A 17,186-nucleotide genomic window follows, 5' to 3' on the forward strand; every position below is an offset into this window, starting at 1 on the left:
GGATCACTCGCCGACAGGCGATGCTACTGCCCGCTCCAGGGCATGCCATGCCAGTAACGCGCAACGTGCTCGGGTTGGTTGGTCCTTGACCGCCACGAGCGCAAGCAGGTCCTCCGTCGGGGCCGCATCGAACAGTCGACTCCGCATGGAAGGCAGCGCCTCCACCGGCACGCCACGTGCTGCTTCCGTCATCATGGAGGCGGACGCCTTGGACAGCGCGCAACCAAACCCGTGGAAGTGAACGGCGCGCACCACACCGGCTTCGACACGGGCCCACACGGTGTATTTGTCGCCGCACAGGGGATTGTACCCGCCGGCGCTGTGCGTGGCATCCGCCAGCTCCCCAAAATTTCGGGGGTTGGCATCGTGGTCGAGAATGACGGCCTGTGCCAGTTCGGCTTCCATCAAACCAGCCTGATGGGCAGCGTGCGCACAGGAGTGCCGGTGGCCTGCAGGATCGCCCCGGTGAGGGCGGGCGCCAGCGGCGGCACACCAGGCTCGCCGACGCCTCCCGCCGGCAACCGGGATTCCACGATGTGTACGTGCGTCTCCGGCGTCTCGTCGAGAGCCAGGAGCCGATAGGTGTCGAAGTTACCCGTTGTGACTGCCCCATCGGCCGCCTCGATGCCATCCTTAAGGGCGAGCGTCAGTCCGAAGACCACCGCCCCCTCCATCTGACTCCGGATGCGGTCCAGATTGACGGCGATGCCGCAATCCACAGCGCAATCTACCCGGTGAACACGGATCTGGCCGTTCTCGACGGAGGCGTGTACGGCGTGGGCCACATAGCTGGAGAAGCTGAAGTGGCCCGCGATGCCCATGCCGTGCCCGGGCGGGAGCTCTCGGCCCCATCCGGCCTCGTCCGCGGCAAGGTTGATGACGCCCTTCAGTCGTGCCGTATCCAGCACCGGCGGACGCGGATACAAATCAGCCATCTCACGGTCCGGCCCAATCAGTTCCAGCAGCACTTCGCGAGCGTCTCTTCCTGACGCATGTGCGATCTCCGAAGCGAACGCATTGACCGAGAAGCCCTGCTGGATGTTGTACACCGAGCGCAGCCAGCCAATGCGCTGATGGGCGATGGCCTCACAGGCCTCCACACGCATACTGGGAATGACGTACGGACAGGTTCGCGCCCCTGAGCTGAGTTCGCCGGCTCCCGGACCCATGACGTTGGGCTGGAAGGTGGATCCGATCGTAGGGAAGGCTACGCGATGCAACCAGCCCGTGACCTGCCCGGAGGCATCCAGCGATGCCTTCATGTACTGAGCGCTGGGTGGGTGAAAGTAGTCGTGGCGCAGGTCGTCCTCCCTGCTCCAGGTCACCTTCACCGGCGCCCCGACCGCACGGCTGAGCAGGGCCGCCTCGACACAGTAGTCAGGCTTTGACTTGCGACCGAATCCGCCACCCAGGAACGTGACGTGCACGGTGACCTGTTCGGGGTCCACCCCAAGCGCGCCGGCCACGGATGCCCGTGCAGTTTGCGGTGCCTGAGAGGGTGCCCAGACCTCACAGCTGCCATCGTCCTTGACGTGCGCCACCGCGTTGGGAGGCTCCATGGGTGCGTGAGGGAGCATGGCCACATGGTACACGGCCTCCACGGTTTGAGCAGCGTCATTGAAGGCCTCGTCCACATCACCTGACTCTCGGACCACGTTCCCGGGAGCGGTTACGGAGGATTCCAGGGCGGCACGTTCTCCCGCGCTCGACCAGGACTGGTGCTCGGACTCTTCCCATTCGGTGACCAGCTCATCTCGCCCGCGGAAGGCCGCCCACGTATTGTCTGCGATGACCGCCACACCTCCCAACGCCTGGAAGGCGGGGGGCAGCGTGGCGTCGGGAAGTACCACGACATCGCGCACGCCGGGCACGGCGCGGGCGGCGGAGTCGTCTACCCGGCGCAGGCGTCCACCCATGACGGGTGAACGCTGGATCGCCGCGTGCACCATGTCCGGCACCTGCACATCGATCCCGTATTCGGCGGAGCCCGTTACAAAAGCCCGATTGTCCCGGCCCTGGATGTCCGTGCCGATGTAGCGCCACTCCTCCTGAGGGCGGAAAACCGGATCGCTCGGTACGGCTTGAGACGCCGCGGCCTGGGCAAGCTCGCCGAAAGAGAGGCGCCTGCCGTCGCTGTGCAGCACCTCGTGCACGCCCATCCTGCATTCCTGCGTGTCCGTCTGCCAGGTCTCGGCAGCTGCGGCCAGAAGCATCAATCGGGCGGACGCACCTGCACGACGCCAATCGTCAAAGTGATTCCGAATGGAGCGGGAGCCATCCGTGTTCTGGTTGCCGAAACGGGGGTGGCCGTCTGCCTGAAGAATGTGGCAGCGATCCCAGTCGGCACCCATCTCGTCGGCGATCACCGCGGGCACGCTCGATCGAATTCCCTGTCCCATTTCTGAGCGCGAGCAGACCAGGAAGACGTCGCCGTTCGTGTTCAGGCCAATGAATACGTTGGGCTGAAACTCGGAATCGCTCAGGGATCCGACCGGCTCTGCCCGGTCCGGCCATTGTGCCAGGTTGTCGCTGCGACACCCCGAAAAGACGCCGAGAACAAATACCGACCCTGCGCCCAGGGCGGTGGTCTTCAGGAAGCGTCGTCGCGATACGTTGAGGATCTGCAGCGATTCGGACGGGGTCGGGGCCTTCAGGCCCGAGAGTTCAAGTGCGTACATGATCTAGGCCCCCTTCTCTGCCGCCAGCAGAATGGCGGCTTTGATGCGCTTGTAGGTCCCGCAGCGGCATAGATTACCCGACTGGTTGCGATCCACGTCATCCGGCGTTGGATTCGGGGTGTCCTGCATCCACGCCGCAGCCCGCATGAGCTGACCGGATTGACAGTAGCCGCATTGGGGGACGTTGAGTTCGTTCCAGGCCAGCTGTAGGGGATGCGAGCCGTCAGGTGACAGCCCCTCGATCGTGGTGATCTCGGAACCGGCCACTCCGGCGATGGCCGCAACGCAGGAGCGCTGCGCACTACCGTCCACGTGCACTTCGCATGCGCCGCAATAGGCGCTTCCGCAGCCGAACTTGGTGCCGGTCAGTCCGAGGATATCGCGGAGCACCCAGAGCAGCGGCATGTCCGCCTCGGCTTCGACGGTGTGCAGCTCCCCGTTGACGGTTAGGGTATAGGTGGGCATGTGTATTGGGGTCTCTTGACTCCAACGTATTCAACGCAGGCTCCGGGGGCAATGGAGCGCAAAGTGGGACTGGTCTGGTTTTTGTCGTCAAGTCGGGCCGACCAGCCCCCGTCCGACCCCCGCGTGAGCCCCACTCGCTTCAATCCCTCCGCAACGCACCCGCAGTCTCATCCGGGCGGTGTTTTCCTCGCTGTACTCGGTCCGGACGGCTGTGGCAAGAGTTCAGTCATAGACGCATTGGTTCAGGAACTCGGAAACACATTCCGGGGAACGCGGCGCTTTCACTTTCGGCCCTCGCTGGGCAGGGGCGATGGTCCGGTGGTAACCGACCCCTACGCAGCGCCTCCCCGTTCACCGGCCGGGAGCGTCGCCAAGCTGGCGTACTACTGGGCCGACTACGTATTCGGTTACCTGATGCGAATCCGAGCGGGGAGGCAGTCAGAGTTGGTGGTATTCGATCGCTACGTGCATGACATCGCAGCCGACCCGATTCGATACCGATACGGAGGGCCGATGTGGGCAGTGCATGCGCTTGAGCGATTGGTGCCTGGGCCCGACCTGTGCCTGGTGCTGGATGCGCCGGCGGAGGTCCTTCAGGCCAGGAAACAGGAAGTGACTCTCGAGCAGTCCCGGCAACAGCGTGACGCATATCGCAGGCTGGCCGAACGCGTGCCTGAGGCGCATTTGCTCGATGCGTCCAGGCCCCTCGACGAAGTGGTTGAACATGCACGCTGCCTGGTGCTCAGGCAGGCGGCCTCCGGCCCACGTCCTGCTCTTCGGCGAACGCGAGCAGTGCGCGCCTCTGCCGAACGCGCCTGATTGTGCCCAGGCTGAGGCCTCGCCTGACGTTGCATACACTACGGAAATCGGCTCTGTGAATCCGATTTCACCGAGGGGTATGCATCAAAACGTTCAAAACGTTCGTCCCATCGGTTACAAGTTCAAGCGCCGTTCGAGATATTCGGGGTCGGCGATACTCCACACACCGATCCCATGGCCAAACTCGACATCCTCCCTGCAGACCGTCCCGTCGACGGTTTGATGCGTCCTTTCCAGCGCTTCTTCCGTCTTGAAGCAGCTTCTGGACTGCTCCTGCTGGCGACCGCTGCCATCGCCCTGATCTGGGCAAACAGTCCGTGGGCCGATGCCTACTTCAGTCTGTGGCAGACCCGTGTCGTGGCCGGAGCAGGGCCGCTGATGGTCGACAAGCCATTGCTGCTGTGGGTGAACGACGGCCTTATGGCCATCTTCTTTTTCCTGGTAGGCCTGGAGATCAAGCGTGAGGTCCTCGTTGGTGAGCTGCGCAGTCCCCGCAAGGCGATGCTGGCCATCATGGCGGCTATCGGGGGCATGGTTGTTCCGGCCGGCCTCTATGTGCTGGTCACGGGGGGCACGCCGTTTGTCAACGGTTGGGGCATCCCGATGGCAACGGACATTGCATTTGCCTTGGGTGTGCTGGCGTTGCTGGGCTCCCGGGCCCCCGTGTCACTGAAGATTTTCCTTACGGCGCTGGCGATCATCGACGACCTCGGTGCCGTCATGGTTATCGCGCTGTTCTACACCGCAGAAATCAAGATGACCGCGCTCGGCGTGGCCGCGGTGGCCCTCGTCATCCTGATGGTGGGCAACCGGCTGCGCGTGCATCGAACCGCGTTCTATGTGGTGTTCGGGCTGGTTCTCTGGCTGGCGTTCCTGAAGTCCGGCGTGCATGCAACCATCGCCGGTGTGTTGTTGGCACTGACCATTCCGGCCTCGCGTCGCATCGACACCACAGATTTTGCCAGTAAGGCCGATCGATTCATGGGCATTCTGCGGGGAGACAACACGACCGACCGCGCGGATGCCGTTCATGCCCTCGAGGTACTCTCGCGGGGAGCCGAAACCCCGCTGGCACGCTTTGAGCATAGCCTGCATCCGTGGGTGGCCTACTTCATCATGCCTGTCTTTGCCCTGGCCAATGCGGGTGTGGCGCTGGGTGGAATGAACTGGGGAGAGGCGCTCGGCCACCCGGTCACGGTCGGCCTGGTGCTCGGCCTCTTCGTCGGCAAGCAGCTCGGCGTGACGCTCTTCTCGTGGCTCGCAGTACGCCTGGGTTGGGCTTCTCTACCTGAGGGTGTCACCTGGAGACAGGTTTACGGCGTCTCTCTGCTGACGGGTATTGGATTCACCATGTCCCTGTTCATAGCGAACCTGTCGTTCGCAGAGCCGGCGATCCTGGATCTGGCCAAGATCGGCATTCTCGGTGCCTCGTTGGTGGCCGGAGTCGGTGGCTATCTGGTGCTCAAGAGCTCGCTTTCCAAAGAACCTGCGCTTGAATAGCAGGGCTCGACGGCCGATACCGGGGACTCACCAGTCCCCAATCGCATGTACAAGCTTGTGCCGGCGGCTCTGCTGTCGATTGTCGCGCTCTCTTTCCTGGCGGTGAATCCAACGCCGCTGGCCAAGGCCATGGATACCTTCTCGGACCAGCGGCCCGATAGCATGACCCCTGAGGGGTACAGCCAGGCGCTTGAACGACATGAGTCCGGAGAGACACGCTGGACCCTGCAGGTGGGCATGCATCACTTCTGGGGAGGGTTCCTTCCCGAAGGGGTGGAGCGGGACAGCCTGTGGGGACGGGACCTCATTCGCCAGGCGATGGAAGCGGGCAATCCGCACGCCGGGACCATGTGGTACCACTTCGTAGATCGAACCCACGAAGGTCTGAAGGCGGCCGCAGCGGCCGGGGATCTTCACTCCATCGAGCTGATGGCGATGTTGGAGGCCCGTCGTTTTTGCGAAGTCGGCGAAATGCCTCCTGGCCATATGGAGGCTTTTCTGGAGGACTACCGTGACGTCATGACGCCGGAGCACTATCGCCGGCACATGGGCCAGCACGGCGTGTTTGGTGGTGCCATGACGGTGGAGGAGCGCCATCGCGAGGCCCGGTCGAACATCCTGAACGGCATCCCGGACCGCTTCCGGTCAGTCTGCGATCACACCACCAGCTTCGAAAGGCTCCTGCCGAAAGACTGAGGTCTTGCGCACACCACGGCGGGATTATATGTTACTAATCAGTAACATAAAGGAGTCCGGCCATGCTGACACAGGACACGAAGTACGATCTCGACATCGATATCGAGATCACGGTCGACGCGCCGATCGAGCGTGTCTTCGAAGCGCTGATTCACCGAATGGGTGCCGGAAACAAGGGAGCAGAGAATGCGCCCATGCCCATGGTGCTGGAGCGACGGCCGGGTGGTCGGTGGTTCCGCGACCTCGGGGACGACGCCGGTCATCTTTGGGGCCACGTACAGTCCATCCGGCCGCCTAGTCTGCTGGAGATCTGCGGGCCGCTCATGATGTCGGCGCCCGTCACCAACAATGTCATTACCCGCCTCAAGGAAACCGATGCCGGAACGGTAGTCACGTTTCGCCACACGGCACACGGTCCTGTGGAGCCCGAATGGGAAGACGGCATGCGAGAGGGATGGGCGGAATGGCTTGGTGACGTCAAGGCCGATTCGGAGTAGTGTGCGCAGACGATCTGGATCCGGTCTGGAAAGCCCTTTCCGACCCCACACGTCGCCGCATTCTGGACTACCTGCGTGAGGGCCCCCGCATCACGGGGGAGATTGTCGAGCAGTTTCCCGAGTTGTCCAGAGTCGGTGTGGTGAAGCACATCGATGTACTCAGGGATGCCGGACTGATCCTGGTTCGCAAGGACGGTCGCCGGCGCATCAACCGACTGAACCCCGTGCCCATTCGACAGATCTACAATCGATGGGTGCGTGGATTCGAGGGGCTTTGGAGCGGGGTGCTCGCCGACCTGGCGGAGGACCTGACGGGATGAGGCGGGTTCCTCGACGCAGCTTGCTGTTCAACCCCCGCTGATGCGGGTACCGTCCTGTATCAGGTCGGAGGGAAATCGCACCACACGATCTCCGTCTTCCAGACCCGCTTGAATCTCGGCCCATTCAGGGGTGATGACACCGGGTGTGACGGAGGTCAGTGCAGCTCGACCGTCCTGAACGGCGTACACCTGCCAGGAGTCTGCATCGCGGAAAAGCGCGGTCGAAGGCACGCGAAGGACATTCTCCTTTCGGTCCGCCTGAATGGCGGCGTCTACCCGGAACCCTGCACCGAGTCCAGCCGGACTCTCCCCAAGGTCCACCACGACGTTGACGCGCTGCTCCTCCACTCCCAAAGAGGAGATCTTGGTGAACGCGGCGGGTTCCACCAGCCTTACCGAGCCGGTGAGCACGCGACTGCCGCCCCATCCATCGATCCGCACGGCCTGTCCGGCCCGCACCCGGACGGCGTCCTGCGATCGCACGTCAATAAGCACCTCCAGGCCGCCGGCATCTCCGACCACCAACAGGGGCTCGCCGGGCCCGACCAAACGGGCCGAGCGCTCCGGAATACGAAGTACCTGGCCGTCTGCCGGAGTGCGCACGAGTAAATCTCCTCCCTGGCGAGCGGCAGCTTGCGAAGCCTGCAGGTCCGCACGCGCTGTGGACAACCCGCTCCGCGCGGCCTCCAACTCCCGCTCGGCGCTTGCCATGGCCAATTGGGCGCGCTCCAGTTCGGCCGCGCTGATAATGCTGTCCTGTGCCAGCGCGTCAGAACGGCTGAGATCTCGCCTGGCCTGGCTCAGAACCGCATCGGCCTGTGCCACCCGGGACTCCAGGGCTTCGGTCTGGGCGGCACCCGCGGCTATGCGGGCATCCAGCACGGCGGCCTGTCGCGGATCGTTGGGCGCGGGTGTGATACGTGCCACCACCTGACCCGTCGCCACCCGTTCGCCTTCCCGCAGTTCGATGCGACTGACCGTCCCACCAACAGGTGCCGTGATGACAAACTGCTCGCGGAGCCGGGTCACGCCGTCCTCGGAGACGGTCTGCACAACGGGTCCCTGTTCCACGACGGCTACCTCCGTCGACACGGCGGTGTCTCGCCCCAATAGCGCAGCGGCCGCAACCACAACAACCAGCACGGCCCCAATGATGTAGCGCCTCTTCATGTTCATTCGCGAGTTTTCAGAACCTTGATCAGGTCCATTCGGTGCAGCCGACGCCGCACAATGAGACCGCTCAGTACACCCGCGGCAATGGTGATCCCGGCGGCCCAGAGAAAGGTGCCGGCATCCACCACCATGGGCACGCGGTAGCTCTCGTTCTGTATGGCCGTTGCGGTCAGGAAGGCCAGCGCGTAGCCCATCGCCCATCCAATTGGAATGGCGGTGAGCGTGATGAGACCCTGCTCACCCAGCAGGATGGTGCTCACCTCTCGCTCCGTAAAGCCCAGCACACGCAGGCTGGCCAATTCGCGGCCGCGTTCCGACAGGGCGATGCGGGCTCCGTTGTAGATCACCGCGACGGCAATGACGCAGGAGAAGCCGAGGATGAAGAACACCGAGATGAGCAGGCTCTCGTCCATCTGTTTCTGGAACGACGCCAGCATCTGCGCAGGTGATGCCACGCTGGCGACCACCGGCAGGTCACGCAACTGGCGGCCAACTTTCTCCCCCGCGCCATCGTCAATGCGCAGGAGGGCCATATTCGCGGACGGGGGACCGGCCCTGAGCCGGTTGAGTGCCTCGCGGTCCATGTAGGCGGAGAGTCCCAGGAAGTCCTCTACGACTCCGGCAACCGGCGCACTGACGCGCCGCCGCTCGCCATCCAGAAATTCCATGGTGACTGACGTTCCGGGCTCAAGACGAAGCTGGTCCGCCAACATGCGACTCATGACGACGCCGGATACAGGTATGGGGTGTCGTCTGCCGGAGCGCCCCACGACGTGGCGCAGCGCGGAGCCCGCGGGCAATCCGAGAATGGCGTTCTCTTCCTGAACGGGGCCATGCACAAACCGCACAGGTGCCGTGCTTACGGTCTCGACGTGCTGAACCCCGTCCAGTCCGCCCAGCGCATGGGTGACGTCGAGTCCGACCGGCCGGTTGAAGGTGACCGAAATATCCTCTCGTTGGGAGAGGTCGAACTGCAGCCTCATCAGCAGGTCTACACCGTCAAACATGAACATGCCGACGACCAGGATTGCAACCGCATAGGCCACGCCGAGTGCGGAAAGTCCGCTGCGCACCGGCGTGCGCTCTACGTTGCGCAGGATCATGCGTGCAGCCGGTGGCACGAGCTTGCCGATACCGAGTCGCTCGACCGGTCCGGGCTTGAACGAGGCCGGTGGCTCCGGTCTCATGGCCTCGGCAGGGGGCAGCTTGACAGCCCGCCTGACGCCGCTGAGCGCCCCCGCCGTTGCTGCAAGCACCGAAATGACGAGGGCCACCAGTACCAGGCCCGGATTGGCGATAAAGACCAGCTCCGGGAATCCAAAGAACTGGCCGTACAACTCCACCATGGATTGTCCGAGTGCCACACCCGCCCCGATGCCCACCAGGGCACCCAGAAACACCGCAGCCAACGCAAACCGGAAGTAGTACCCGCCGACCTCCCAGTCCGAATAGCCGAACGCCTTCAATACCGCGATCTCGGTGCGCTCGGTGGCGATCATGCGGCTCAGCACCATGTGGAGCAGGAAGGCGGCGATCCCCAGAAAAACCGCAGGGATTACGCCGCTGGTTGCGCGATTGGAATCGAGCTCGGCCTGCAGAATGAAGTGGGAGGCCTGCTCAGCACGCGGGTAGGCACCCTGCCCGCCGAAGGGCTCCAGAATGCGATCGACCGCAGCCAGCACGCCTGGCAATGCGGCCTCCGTCTCGACCTGGATCAGCACCTCGTTGAAGGCGCCGTCCAACTGAAGCAGGGGGCCGAGTGCGTCCCGATCCATCCAGACAATGCCGTAGCGCTCATCGTCAGGGTACAGGGAGCCGGGCGGCACTGCGTACGTGTGCTCGGGCGATATGGCCGTGCCGACCACCAGCGCCTCGAAGCGAATCCCGTTGAGTGACATCGCCAGCGTATCTCCCGGCTGGTAGTCGGTTGCGGCCGCAAACTTGTCGCTGAGGATGACTTCGCGCCCCCGGTTCGGCTGGACATAGCGGCCGGAGGTCAGGTGCAGATCCGACAGGGACCGACGCCTGTCCGCGGGAACCGAGTAGACGCGGCCCAGCGCAGGCATGGAGAGACCGGGCACAAACAGGTTGGCGGTTGAGCCCACCCGGGAGGAGACGGACGTCACGCCATCGACCGCCGAGATGCGAGCCAGCACGGCCTCCGGTGCGGACTCGAGCACGGCCCAGGCGTCCGGAAAGCGCGTCTGACTGTAGTACTCGGCCTGCGCCGTGACCAGCGACTGGTACGTACCACGAAGCGTGAGCACGGTCATGATGCCGACGGCGACCACCGCAGCGATGGAGAGTACGGGACCCCGTGTGCGCCACAGTTCCCGAACGAGTCGTCTGTTAAGCATACGCATCACCACTCCACCTCCGAGATGTCGGCCCTCTCCGCGTGTTCGATGCGCTCTACGATGCGTCCGCTGCTCATGTGCAGAACCCGATCCGCCAACGCGCCGATGGCCGCATTGTGTGTGATAACTGCCGTGGTCGTGCCCGTTTCCCGATTCACCGTGTCGAGAACGCGGAGCACCCGACGCCCGGTGGACAGGTCCAGGGCGCCGGTCGGCTCATCGCACAACAGGACGTCGGGACGTTTGGCAACCGCGCGTGCAATCGCCACCCGCTGCTGCTCGCCGCCCGACAACTGAGCGGGGAAGTGGTCCTGCCGGTCAGCGAGCCCAACGAGCTCGAGGGCCTCGGAGGGCGGCATCGGGTCTCGCGCGATTTCGGTGACCAGTTCCACGTTTTCCCGTGCCGTCAGGCTCGGAATGAGGTTGTAGAACTGGAAAATGAAGCCGACGGACTCGCGGCGATAGCGCGTCAGCTCGCGAGGCGTCGCAGCGGTGAGTTCCGTGTCGCGGTACCAGGCCTCCCCGGAGGTTGCGGTGTCCAGGCCGCCCAGGATGTTCAGCAGGGTGCTCTTGCCGCTGCCGGAGGCGCCCAGCAGAACGACCAGCTCTCCCTCACACAATTCCAGATCGATATCGCGGAGCGCATCGACGGTGACCTGTCCCATTTCGTAGGACTTGCACAGACGTCGTGTCCGATAGACGGCCGCGCGCCGGGGGAAAGCGCTCTCGTCCGGGGCAGGGTTCACTTCACATACGTGTCCATCCAGTCAACAAAACGGGCCCACATATCGAGTTTGTGCTCAATGGCACGCGGCGTATGGGACTCGTATGGGTACTCATACAGGACGGCAGTCTTCCCGTGTTCAGTCAATGCGTGAATCATTCGCCTAGACTGTACGGGAAACGTGCCGGTGTTGTTGTCGTCGCCGCCATGGTAGAGCAGCAGCGGCGTATCGATCTGGTCTGCCCTGAAGAAGGGCGACATTTCGATGTACGTGTGCGGGGCTTCCCAGATGGTTCGACGTTCGGCCTGGAAGCCGCTCGGCGTCAGGGACCGGTTATAGGCCCCATCGCCCGCGATGCCTGCCTTGAAGAATGGTGCGTTGGCCAGAATGTTGGCTGTGGCGAACGCGCCGTAGCTGTGGCCTCCGTGGCCGATTCGGTCGATGTCGACGACTCCCAGTCCGTCTACCGCCCGGATGGCGGCGTACATGGCGTCCACAAGACTGCCGATGTACGTGTCGTTGTAGTTCTCGCCGACGATGGGAATGTCCGGATACACCAGGGCGTAGCCGGCTTTCAGCCAGAGGTCACTCCAGCGCAGCCAACTCATGTGGGTGAATGCGTTGTGGTTTCTCCTTCGGATGGCGGCGTGCTCATAGCCTTCGGCCGTCGTGTACTCGCGCGGATACGTCCAAAAGATGGCCGGGACCCTGGTGCCAGGCTCATAATCCACCGGCAGGCTGACCCGGCCCTGCACCTGCAAGCCGTCACGGCGCTCAAAGGAGAAGTCGATGCGCTCTGCGGCGGTCACTTCGGGGAAGGGGTCCTCATTCGCGGTGAGCTGGATCCAGCGCTCGCCTTCGACGAGATAGGTCTGGGGGTAGAGGGTGACGGATTCCCGCTGCACCAGCAAACGGGACATGTCGTCGTCCAGCGCTGCCAGGGGGCGGTCCCACGACGTGCGGGTTCCCTCGAACACGCGGGTGGATTCACCATCGAGCACGATCCGGTCGATGAACGGTTGCGGTTTGAACTCGGCATTGTATCCGGGTCCCTGCAGGAATGCAGCAGAGCCGTCCGAACTGAGCACGGCGTATTCGATGCCGTTGCCCGTGCGCCGGGTGACCAGGTCTCCGGGGAGCGAGGTAGGGTCGTCCGTTTCGTGGAAGTCGACGAGCATGTGCCGGGCATGCGGGTCCCCCCGCCACCACGCCACGCCGGACTTGCCGCCTTGCCGGACCTCCGCAAAGACGGTCTGGCCGTCCCTGCTCAGAGAGGCGCTGCTGATGCGGCCCTGAGAGTCGGCCAGGGTGTCGGCAGCAGTAAGATCCCAGGGCGCGGCCGCTCGGCGCACCGTGTCCGGGCCATCGTCCGAGTTCTGAAGGAACAGCAGTCCTGAGCCGTCGGGGGCCCAGGAAAAGTCCCTGGGCTCGTTTCCACCGTTACCGCCTCCGCCTTCCCGCAACGGTTGGTACGACAGTTCCCTCTCTTCACCCGTGGTGAGGTTGAGCAGTACGGTCCGTCTCGGAAATCCACGGTAGCTGGTCCGGTAGCTGAACGGTCGTTCGATGCGGGAGGCAATAGCCCAGGCGCCGTCCGGACTGACGCGCACCGATTCCCACATGGACGCGGAGCCAACTTCTCGTACCCGACCGCGAGCGTCGACCGCAGCGAGTTGAGAAGTGGTGTAGTGCTCAAAAAGGGCCTCTTCCCACGGGTCTTCCAGCAGGTTGGGCCAGGTTCGAGATGAGGTCGGTTCCGTCCGCGTCCGGCGCACGATCGGACCGGAGGGAACAGGATTCCAGGCCGGCTCCGGACCCCGGTCCTCCGGCACGAACAGCGTCACCACGGAGCCGTCGGGCAGCCACTGAACCATGCGGGAAACCGTGCTTCGAGCGCCTACGGTGGCCAGCACACGGCGCGAGGACATGGAGCGCGCCCTTCCGGTTGCGGCATCGGCGGTCCAGAGTTCGGTGTGGTTCGGCAGGTGGGCGAGAAACGCGATGCGGTTGCCGTCGGGCGACCAGACCATGTCGGACACAAAGGTGCCCTCGGGCAGCGTAACGGGGCGCATGGTCCCGGAGTCGAGGTCAAAAAACGACAGGCCGTTGGTGCCCCATGTCTCCAGGTGCCAGATCCGGTCGGTGGCCGGTCTAAGCTCCAGCTCGCCCAGCCGGTAGGTCTTCCGGGACATGCGATCCAGCGTCGACAGCTCGGTCTGGCGGGGCACCAGCACGTGGCGTGCGTTCGGGCTGACATTGCTCAGAGAGACGTAGTTCTTGTCGGTCTGCAGGGCCCGTGCGATGGACTCCGGAGGCTGGACATAAACCGCGTGATCCGGGTTTTCGGTGGGGTGGTCCTGGGCGACGGCCGGCGTCGTCAGCAGGAGTGCGGCGAAGAGGAGGAAGCGCATGCAGCTCAGCAGGAACGATGTGGGGCGGCAGTATACAGGCGCGCGTCGTGCATATCTTTTAATTCATTAGTTGCAACAATCGGCAAAACGGTCGTATAGTTGCGCTAAAGAATTAAGAGTTGCTGATGGCACGCTCGAAATCACCGACCCTGACCGACGCTGAACTTCGCCTCATGCGCGTTCTGTGGCGCAGAGGTCCGTCTACCGTCGCCGAAGTCACCGATGCACTGAAAGGAGACGACAAGGTGGCCTATTCCACGGTTCAGACCACCATGCGCATCCTCGAAGAGAAGGGCTATCTGACCCACCACAAGGAGGGACGTGCGTTCGTGTACTCCGCGCAGGTAGGCGCCGGACAGGCTCGCCAAAGCGCATTGCGCTACGTGCTGGATCGCTTCTTCAACAACTCCCCCGAACTCCTGCTCATGAATGTCATCGAGTCCGAGGAAATCGACCTGGAGAACGCCGAACAGATTCGGGATCTCCTGCGAGCCTCCGGCCTGGATGAGGAGGTATCCTCATGACGTTGCACCAACTGGCCTCCGGACTGGCGGAGGTTCTCGGCCACGGACTGTGGGCTTCTGTACTCATTGTCGGACTCGCCGCTCTTGCGGTGCGCGTGCTCGATACGCGCGGTCGCTCGAATGCCACGACGCGACATACCATCTGGACGGCCGCCCTGGCCGGTGTGTTGCTGCTGCATCTGGCGCTGGCTTCGCCCTGGCGCGCGGTTGACGGGGTAGAGACGTGGTCCGTTCCGGAAACGCAGGTAGCGGAGATCCTGCCCTCGACCGATGTTCTTCCGGAAGTGCTTCCGGCAGTTCAGGTCCCCGAGGGACTGACTCTTCCTCAGATCGCGGGGCCGGTGCTTCTGGCTCTCGGTGTGGTCTGGCTTCTCGGTGCCTTGCTCGCCCTGGCCCGCATTGTGCAGGCCGTGCGATCGGTCCGTCGCCTAAAGCGCGGTGCGAGCGCGTTGCCGGAAGACCTGACGGATTGGCTGCAGGCCCGCATGCCGGGTGGCACGCGTCCTGTTCAATTTTCCACGGCGGCCGTGGCCTCGCCGGTTGCCACGGGCTACCGGAACCCCATGGTGCTTCTGCCCCCGGGGTTGCTCAGCAAGGCGGACCGGGAGACGCTGCTACAGGTGGCCCTGCATGAGGCTGCCCACATTCACCGGCGCGACGACTGGGCACTGCTCTTTCAGCGGGTGACCGAAGCGGTGCTGTGGTTCAACCCGGCGGTGAGGGCACTGGGCCGCTGGATGCAGAGCGAACGGGAGGCCGCCTGCGACGAGTGGGTGGTTACCCGCACGGGGCGGACGGGCGACTACGTGCGCTCGCTGAGTCGCATGGTGGAGTTGCGTCTCCTGGGCGGCGACCTCATGACCGCTCCGGGACTTGCAGCCCGCGAAAGCGACATCGTCAAGCGGGTGCGGCGCCTGCTGGAGGACGGGGCGACCGTTTCTGCGAATGCCATGAAGGGTCGAACCGGCGTGGCCGTCGCGATCATCGCCCTTGTGGTTGCGCTCTCTGTGCTCAAGGCGCCGGCCCTGAGCATCGTGTGGAATAGTGACTCCGATCCCGAGGTCACGCCGGTGGCGCTTGTGGCAGACAGCCCCCTGGCACCGCTGCCGCCGCTTGCTCCGCTGCCACCCCTGGCGCCCATTCCGGATGCCCCGGCCGAGCCGCCTGAACCGGCGGAGGTCCCCGCGGCTCCGGAGCCCGTGGAGCACCCGGAGCCCCCGGTAGCCCCTGATGTTGCCGAGGATCCGGCCCTGCCGGCCGATGCTCCAGGCGTCCCGCTTCAGGTCATCGAGCCGCTCGCTTCGTCGGCGCCGCTTGTCGTGATTGACCTGGCCCCGCCTTCGATGGCCACGGCTCCGGCTATGCCCGATCAGTTGGAAGAAGGTGGGTTTTCGCAAGACCTGACCGTCAAGGGATGGCTCCGGCTGTTGCGTGTGGCCAAGGGCATCCCGTCCAGCGGGGATCGGGCTCGTCTGCTGCTGGACGCGACCAGCAAGATTCCGGCCAATGCCGAAGTCCACAAAGCACTCATCGACGCAGCGGCCTCCATTCCTTCCACCGGGGATCGTGCCCGCGTGCTGCACGCCTACAATCGCAATGTGGACCCGGCCTCCGCGCAGTACCTCGACCTCATCAGCGCGGCGCGCACCATTTCGTCCTCCGGTGACCGGGCCAACCTGCTGATAGCCATCATCAATCGGGCTCCTCGCAACGAGGCCATCGAAGAGGCGCTGATTGACGCGGCCGAGTCCGTTCCATCCACCAGTTCCCGGGAGCGTGTCCTGCGCGCCCTCATCCGATAGGTCCCATGCGAGTCGTTCGAATTGCCACTGTCTGCCTGCTGGCCCTGCTGGTCGCCGCTCCGGCTTCCGCCCAGTCGGACCGCAAGATGAACTGGAGAATGACCCACGACCATGTGGACTTCTCGGTGCGCATGGATGGTGAGGTCGAGTTTGCTTCCGACTATCGTTCGGTCACGCGCATGTCGCGGGATGCCTACCTGCGCATCCGAAAGGAAGAGCGACGTCGCGACTGGCGCCTGGACGTAGAGCGGGAGGGATCCACCATCGTGTACGACTTCCGTCGCAACGGCGATCGGATTCCGGCTGCGCAGGCTACCGAAGAAATCGGCGACCTGATCCTCTGGGTCGTGCGGGAGACGGGCATTGACGCAGAGCGTCGTGTGCGGCAATTGCTAGCCGACGGTGGTGCCGATCTGGTTTTTGACGAGATCGAGATCATTCAGTCCAGCAGCAGCTCACGACGCTACCTTCAGCACCTTGTAAATCTGGGTGACCTGGAGGAGTCGGAACTGGTCCGGGCAGCGGTCCTCGCGGAGGACGAAATCCCGTCCAGCGGAGACCGGGCGCGCTTTCTGATCAACACCGTGGATCATTTTGCGGGTCATGTCCGGGCGGAAGCGGCGTGGAGCAAGACTGCCGGTTCGGTGCCTTCCTCCGGGGATCGCGCGCGCACGCTGATGGCGGGCCTCGAGGCCGAACTGGACGCGACCCACATACTGACCGCCGCGAAAAGCATCCCGTCTTCGGGTGACAAGTCCCGCGTGCTCTTGCGGGCCATTGGCAAGGAGATGGCTCCGGCTGACATGGTGCTTCTGCTCCAGGCAGCGACTTCCGTATCGTCCTCGGGGGACCGAAGCCGGGTCCTGATAGCCGCGGCACCCCATATGGCTGCCGAAGAGGCAAGCCGAGCGGCCTATTTCGAGGCCGCGCGTGGCATCCCGAGTTCCGGAGACCGGGCTCGAGTGCTCCTTGCCGTGATTGAGAACGTTGAGCTGGATCAGCCTTCCTGGCTGGCACTTTTTCAGGCCACAACCAGTATCTCGAGTTCCGGCGACAAGGCCCGTGTACTCATGCGCGCCGTGCCGTTCGTCGAGGGAGAGCGCATGGAAGAGGCGTTTCTCGAGGCGGCCGAGTCCATTCCGTCCTCGGGAGATCGCACACGGGTGCTGACCGCGCTGGTGCGTGGCGCTCAGCCATAAACGCATCCGGTCAAGGCTAG

General features: G+C 64.0%; 15 protein-coding genes. 8 read left to right on the forward strand and 7 right to left on the reverse strand.

Annotated elements, in window-relative coordinates; genetic code table 11:
• Positions 1-3 precede the first annotated feature (3 nt).
• The 3 genes from JJ896_06295 to JJ896_06305 are packed head-to-tail and all read right to left on the reverse strand — an operon-like array spanning position 4 to position 3,143.
• On the reverse strand, positions 4-405 hold the full coding sequence (locus tag JJ896_06295; protein ID MBO6779244.1) for an SUF system NifU family Fe-S cluster assembly protein: 402 nt from the start codon (positions 403-405) through the stop codon (positions 4-6).
• Positions 405-2,678: a xanthine dehydrogenase family protein molybdopterin-binding subunit gene (locus JJ896_06300; protein ID MBO6779245.1), complete on the reverse strand. Its 2,274-nt coding sequence runs from the start codon at positions 2,676-2,678 to the stop codon at positions 405-407. The genes JJ896_06295 and JJ896_06300 overlap by 1 nt, the downstream gene beginning before the upstream one ends.
• A 3-nt stretch (positions 2,679-2,681) precedes the next feature.
• Positions 2,682-3,143, reverse strand: coding sequence for a (2Fe-2S)-binding protein (locus tag JJ896_06305; protein ID MBO6779246.1), 462 nt, complete (start codon positions 3,141-3,143; stop codon positions 2,682-2,684).
• Positions 3,144-3,266: 123 nt separating this feature from the next.
• Here JJ896_06305 and JJ896_06310 point away from each other — a divergent pair, with 123 nt between their 5' ends.
• The 5 genes from JJ896_06310 to JJ896_06330 all read left to right on the forward strand — a co-directional run bounded on the left by JJ896_06310 (position 3,267) and on the right by JJ896_06330 (position 6,975).
• Complete coding sequence (locus JJ896_06310; protein ID MBO6779247.1) at positions 3,267-3,962, forward strand: hypothetical protein; 696 nt, start codon at positions 3,267-3,269, stop codon at positions 3,960-3,962.
• A 174-nt stretch (positions 3,963-4,136) separates the two neighbouring features.
• Positions 4,137-5,462: a Na+/H+ antiporter NhaA gene (nhaA, locus tag JJ896_06315; protein ID MBO6779248.1), complete on the forward strand. Its 1,326-nt coding sequence runs from the start codon at positions 4,137-4,139 to the stop codon at positions 5,460-5,462.
• A 45-nt stretch (positions 5,463-5,507) separates the two neighbouring features.
• Positions 5,508-6,158, forward strand: a complete 651-nt coding sequence (locus JJ896_06320; GenBank protein MBO6779249.1) for a hypothetical protein — start codon at positions 5,508-5,510, stop codon at positions 6,156-6,158.
• Between the two features lie 62 nt (positions 6,159-6,220).
• Entirely contained in the window at positions 6,221-6,655 is a 435-nt protein-coding gene (locus tag JJ896_06325; GenBank protein MBO6779250.1) for an SRPBCC domain-containing protein, read from the forward strand.
• Positions 6,655-6,975 (forward strand): winged helix-turn-helix transcriptional regulator, encoded by a 321-nt coding sequence (locus JJ896_06330; protein MBO6779251.1) that lies wholly within the window; start codon positions 6,655-6,657, stop codon positions 6,973-6,975. The genes JJ896_06325 and JJ896_06330 overlap by 1 nt, the downstream gene beginning before the upstream one ends.
• Positions 6,976-7,002: 27 nt before the next feature.
• On the opposite strand, the gene JJ896_06335 is transcribed toward JJ896_06330, so the two are convergent.
• From JJ896_06335 to JJ896_06350, 4 genes are all read right to left on the reverse strand, one after another.
• Positions 7,003-8,145, reverse strand: a complete 1,143-nt coding sequence (locus JJ896_06335; protein MBO6779252.1) for an efflux RND transporter periplasmic adaptor subunit — start codon at positions 8,143-8,145, stop codon at positions 7,003-7,005.
• Positions 8,146-8,147: 2 nt separating this feature from the next.
• Complete coding sequence (locus JJ896_06340) at positions 8,148-10,514, reverse strand: FtsX-like permease family protein (protein MBO6779253.1); 2,367 nt, start codon at positions 10,512-10,514, stop codon at positions 8,148-8,150.
• Positions 10,511-11,170, reverse strand: coding sequence for an ABC transporter ATP-binding protein (locus JJ896_06345; GenBank protein ID MBO6779254.1), 660 nt, complete (start codon positions 11,168-11,170; stop codon positions 10,511-10,513). The genes JJ896_06340 and JJ896_06345 overlap by 4 nt, the downstream gene beginning before the upstream one ends.
• Positions 11,171-11,247: 77 nt before the next feature.
• Complete coding sequence (locus JJ896_06350; protein MBO6779255.1) at positions 11,248-13,641, reverse strand: S9 family peptidase; 2,394 nt, start codon at positions 13,639-13,641, stop codon at positions 11,248-11,250.
• A gap of 125 nt (positions 13,642-13,766) precedes the next feature.
• Between JJ896_06350 and JJ896_06355 the strand changes: the two genes are divergently transcribed.
• Genes JJ896_06355 through JJ896_06365 form a run of 3 tightly spaced genes read left to right on the forward strand, consistent with a single transcriptional unit; the run spans position 13,767 to position 17,166 of the window.
• Positions 13,767-14,165 carry a BlaI/MecI/CopY family transcriptional regulator gene (locus tag JJ896_06355; GenBank protein ID MBO6779256.1) on the forward strand — a complete coding sequence of 133 codons (399 nt, stop codon included), beginning with the start codon at positions 13,767-13,769 and terminating at the stop codon, positions 14,163-14,165.
• Positions 14,162-15,967: a M56 family metallopeptidase gene (locus JJ896_06360; GenBank protein MBO6779257.1), complete on the forward strand. Its 1,806-nt coding sequence runs from the start codon at positions 14,162-14,164 to the stop codon at positions 15,965-15,967. The genes JJ896_06355 and JJ896_06360 overlap by 4 nt, the downstream gene beginning before the upstream one ends.
• Before the next feature lie 5 nt (positions 15,968-15,972).
• Positions 15,973-17,166 (forward strand): hypothetical protein, encoded by a 1,194-nt coding sequence (locus JJ896_06365; GenBank protein MBO6779258.1) that lies wholly within the window; start codon positions 15,973-15,975, stop codon positions 17,164-17,166.
• Positions 17,167-17,186 lie beyond the last annotated feature (20 nt).

The organism is Rhodothermales bacterium, assembly GCA_017643395.1.
GTDB lineage: Bacteria > Bacteroidota > Rhodothermia > Rhodothermales > UBA10348 > JABDJZ01.

What these genes read in the sequence shown, in the direction of transcription:
- JJ896_06345 (MBO6779254.1), bottom strand. Translation starts at nt 11,170, where the DNA reads ATGGGACAGGTCACCGTCGATGCGCTCCGCGATATCGATCTGGAATTG.
- JJ896_06320 (MBO6779249.1), top strand. Translation starts at nt 5,508, where the DNA reads ATGTACAAGCTTGTGCCGGCGGCTCTGCTGTCGATTGTCGCGCTCTCT.
- JJ896_06300 (MBO6779245.1), bottom strand. Translation starts at nt 2,678, where the DNA reads ATGTACGCACTTGAACTCTCGGGCCTGAAGGCCCCGACCCCGTCCGAA.
- JJ896_06335 (MBO6779252.1), bottom strand. Translation starts at nt 8,145, where the DNA reads ATGAAGAGGCGCTACATCATTGGGGCCGTGCTGGTTGTTGTGGTTGCG.
- JJ896_06365 (MBO6779258.1), top strand. Translation starts at nt 15,973, where the DNA reads ATGCGAGTCGTTCGAATTGCCACTGTCTGCCTGCTGGCCCTGCTGGTC.
- JJ896_06295 (MBO6779244.1), bottom strand. Translation starts at nt 405, where the DNA reads ATGGAAGCCGAACTGGCACAGGCCGTCATTCTCGACCACGATGCCAAC.
- JJ896_06355 (MBO6779256.1), top strand. Translation starts at nt 13,767, where the DNA reads ATGGCACGCTCGAAATCACCGACCCTGACCGACGCTGAACTTCGCCTC.
- JJ896_06350 (MBO6779255.1), bottom strand. Translation starts at nt 13,641, where the DNA reads ATGCGCTTCCTCCTCTTCGCCGCACTCCTGCTGACGACGCCGGCCGTC.
- JJ896_06305 (MBO6779246.1), bottom strand. Translation starts at nt 3,143, where the DNA reads ATGCCCACCTATACCCTAACCGTCAACGGGGAGCTGCACACCGTCGAA.
- nhaA (MBO6779248.1), top strand. Translation starts at nt 4,137, where the DNA reads ATGGCCAAACTCGACATCCTCCCTGCAGACCGTCCCGTCGACGGTTTG.
- JJ896_06325 (MBO6779250.1), top strand. Translation starts at nt 6,221, where the DNA reads ATGCTGACACAGGACACGAAGTACGATCTCGACATCGATATCGAGATC.
- JJ896_06360 (MBO6779257.1), top strand. Translation starts at nt 14,162, where the DNA reads ATGACGTTGCACCAACTGGCCTCCGGACTGGCGGAGGTTCTCGGCCAC.